General features: G+C 56.3%; 4 protein-coding genes. 1 reads left to right on the forward strand and 3 read right to left on the reverse strand.

Features of this window, described 5'->3' with window-relative positions; genetic code table 11:
- Positions 1-694: 694 nt before the first annotated feature.
- The gene (locus tag VMW13_10840; GenBank protein ID HUV45310.1) at positions 695-859 is read right to left on the reverse strand and encodes a hypothetical protein; all 165 of its coding nucleotides are present in this window, start codon (positions 857-859) and stop codon (positions 695-697) included.
- Between the two features lie 382 nt (positions 860-1,241).
- Entirely contained in the window at positions 1,242-2,033 is a 792-nt protein-coding gene (locus VMW13_10845; protein ID HUV45311.1) for an enoyl-CoA hydratase/isomerase family protein, read from the reverse strand.
- A gap of 156 nt (positions 2,034-2,189) precedes the next feature.
- On the opposite strand from VMW13_10845, the gene VMW13_10850 reads away from it, so the two are divergent.
- Complete coding sequence (locus tag VMW13_10850; GenBank protein HUV45312.1) at positions 2,190-3,038, forward strand: carbon-nitrogen hydrolase family protein; 849 nt, start codon at positions 2,190-2,192, stop codon at positions 3,036-3,038.
- A gap of 70 nt (positions 3,039-3,108) precedes the next feature.
- Here VMW13_10850 and VMW13_10855 read toward each other — a convergent pair.
- Positions 3,109-3,288 (reverse strand): enoyl-CoA hydratase (locus VMW13_10855; protein ID HUV45313.1); only part of this gene is annotated, 180 nt, incomplete at its 5' end.

Genomic DNA, 3,288 nt, shown 5'->3' on the forward strand with positions numbered 1-3,288 from the left:
AGAACCTGGTGGGGGCAATCCGCACGGCGATGGGGTTCTGCGGTGCATCAACCATCAGGGAGATGCAGCAGGCAGAGATGGTGATTGCCCCGTCAATTACGACCGAAGGCAAGTCCTGGCAGATGGCGCAGCAGTAGAACGCACGCCATCAGGAGCCTCTACCAGTTGATAGACCACAGCGTTTGCCAGATGGCGCTTCAACTGCCCATGCGAGCCATGCAATCCCCCACAGCGACAAGGCCCTGCACAGATGAGGGAAAGTCTGCCGACATCCGCCGCGCGAAGCATGGGTCGGGTGCTTGCGCACGTTGGACCGCCGCCCTTCTAGTTGTAGTGTCTTACAAATGCCTTTGCAGTCCCTGTCATTCTAGCAAGCCTATGAAAAACCCTTTCGACCAATCCCCGTGCGGCCCAGATGGGCCGCCTTCCCCTTCCTGTCCAGGAAGGGGAAAAGATTATATCTGGGGGACACCGGCAGAATCTGGTTTCGGATTCTGCTAACGTCATTCTTAAAGAATGACGCCCCGACACCCCTGCCAGAAGGGGGCGCCCCTAAGAAGGGGCGAAGCCCCTCTGGGCTTCCCTTTTTCATCACCCTGTTAGACTCGATCCGGGATACGTGTTTGCCCCCTGGTTTCCAGCCTGCACTGGAATGACATCAACATCCATCATACGTAAAGATATATACGAGACACTACGCTAGCAGTACCCGTACCCCGGGGTTACGTTTGGCTGACTCGATGGCGTCCACCCACTCGGTAAGCAGGGTATCGGTGAAGGCGTTCAGACTCCGGGGACGGTTGAGCATTATCGTGCCTGTATAACCGTCAACCTCATACAATATATACCGGTACGCCATAGCCTTCATTCTTACTTCAACGATGCGGTTTTGTAGAAACGCGGCTTTAGTAGCAATGCGGCTATACTAGACTACCAGGATTGTACTGTCAAGGACGTGTTCCCTGGCGCGGGGAGATTTAAACTGCAGAAGTGCAGACGTTCCATTTGCGGGTAGCGGGTCTTGTTCCTTCCCCAGGAGTTACAGCCTGCTGCGAGAATCGACGGAGACGGCGACTAGAGAGAAACCGAGCTACCAGTTGTCATGTGTCTTCGGTTGTCGGCACAGGCGCCGACAAGCCTAACGGCAACCCGGTCGGCGTGCTGTGCCTGAGTATGGAAGAAGCGCTCGCCCGAAAGTGCGAGCGCTTCTTCTTTCTCTCAACCAGCCAGGTTACCAATCGCTATTCACCGCTCCACTGTGGCTCCCGCTTCTCCACCCAGGCCTGCGGGCCTTCCTTCGTGTCCGGGCTTGTCGAGTTTATCAGCATCGCCATCTCGGCCATCTCCAGGTTGATATTCCGGTACATGTCCATGCCCCGCCACAGCAGACGCTTGGCGAACTGGGTAGCCACCGGTGCCTGGGTAAACTGCCGGCAGAACTCCCGGGTCTTCTCCATCAACTCATCGTGGGGGACCACCAGGCTCACGTAGCCGATACGCAGTGCTTCTTCGGCATCAATCATCCGGCCCGACCAGATAAGCTCCAGGGCCTTGGCAATACCCACGATGCGCGGCAGGAAGTAGCACCCGGCATCACCGGGTAGCAGTCCCACCCGCACGTAGTTCATGCCCACACGAGCCTTGTCCGACATTATCCTGATATCGGCCATGCTGGCCATATCCATTCCGGCCCCGGCAGCGGGCCCGTTGATAGCGGCAATGTAGGGCTTGTCAAAGGTCTCCAGGACACGCGGCACCCGGTGAACGCCGAGTCGCATGTAATTGCGCCGGGCATAGAGGGGTTGCGCCTGCCCTCCACCGGCAGCCGCCTTGACATCCATCCCGGAGCAGAACCCCCTGCCAGCGCCGGTCACTATCAGTACCCGTACCCCGGGGTCGCGCTTGGCAGTCTCGATGGCATCCACCCACTCGGTAAGCAGGGTATCGGTGAAGGCATTCAGACTCTGGGGACGGTTGAGCGTTATCGTGCCTATATATTCGTCGACCTCATACAATATATCCTGGTACACCATAGCTATCCTCCTTACTCCAACGATGCGATTTCAGTAGCAACACGGCTATACTAGACCGCAGGGATTATACTGTCAAGAACGTGTTCCCTCCGAGATTTGACAAAACCACGCCCGCCACCTAGAGTGTGTTACGTAGGACTGTAGGAGGATGCTCTGATGAGCGATATCGTAAAAATTGCCGCCGTCCAGATAGACCCCGGGATAACGAAGAACGAAGCGAACCTGGAGAAGATACTGTTCTGGACAGAGAAGGCCGCCGCAGAAGGCGCGCAGCTAATTGTCTTCCCGGAGTGCGCCCTCACCGGCTACGTGTTCAACAGTCGTGAGGAAGCCCTGCCTTTCATGGAGACCATACCCGGCCCGGCAACCGACAGGCTGGCAGACCTCTGTCGGGAACTGGGCGTGCACGCGGTCTTCGGACTACTCGAAGTAGACGGCGACAAATGCTACAACGCCGCCGTGCTGATTGGGCCGCAGGGACTGGTGGGCAAATACCGTAAAAACCACCTGCCGTTCCTTGGTATCGACCGTTTTGTAGACCACGGAAACAGGCCATTCGAAGTGCACCGGACGCCGATTGGTAACATCGGTATGCACATTTGCTACGACTGCCAATTTCCGGAAAGCGCCCGTATCATGACACTGCAGGGCGCCGACATCCTCGCTCTCCCCACCAACTGGCCGGGAACGCGGGACTACATCTCAAAGTACGTGATAAACACCCGCGCAATCGAAAACAAAGTCCATGTGGTTGCCGTAGATCGTGTTGGTGTTGAACGGGGTGTCAGGTTCCTCGGCAGAAGTAAGATTGTCGATGCGTGGGGAGACACACTCGCCAGCGGCAGCGCCAGGAAGGAAGAAATTCTGCTGAGTGAAGTCAGTCTGGAACACGCGCGCCAGAAGCACATTATCATAAAACAGGGTGAATTCGAGGTGGACTATATCCGGGATCGCCGCCCGGAGATATACGGTGACCTTACCAAACCCGATACCAGCAGGTCCTAGAATTCGGACTTAACAATTTAACCGGTTGGGCGGAGGGTATATCCTCCGCCCAACTTATTAAATACCAGTATTATCTACCCTTCCAGTTTGGCGGTCGTTTTTCGCTGAAAGCCTTTGGTCCTTCCACGAAGTCTTCGGACTGTGCCATCTGCTGAGACATGAGAAAACCATGGTTCAGGGCAACCCCGAGCGTCATATCCTGGCCTTTCATAGCCGCCTCTTTGGATGAGCGAATCGACAGTGGTGCACA

It is taken from the genome of Dehalococcoidales bacterium (assembly GCA_035529395.1).
Classification (GTDB): domain Bacteria; phylum Chloroflexota; class Dehalococcoidia; order Dehalococcoidales; family Fen-1064; genus DUES01.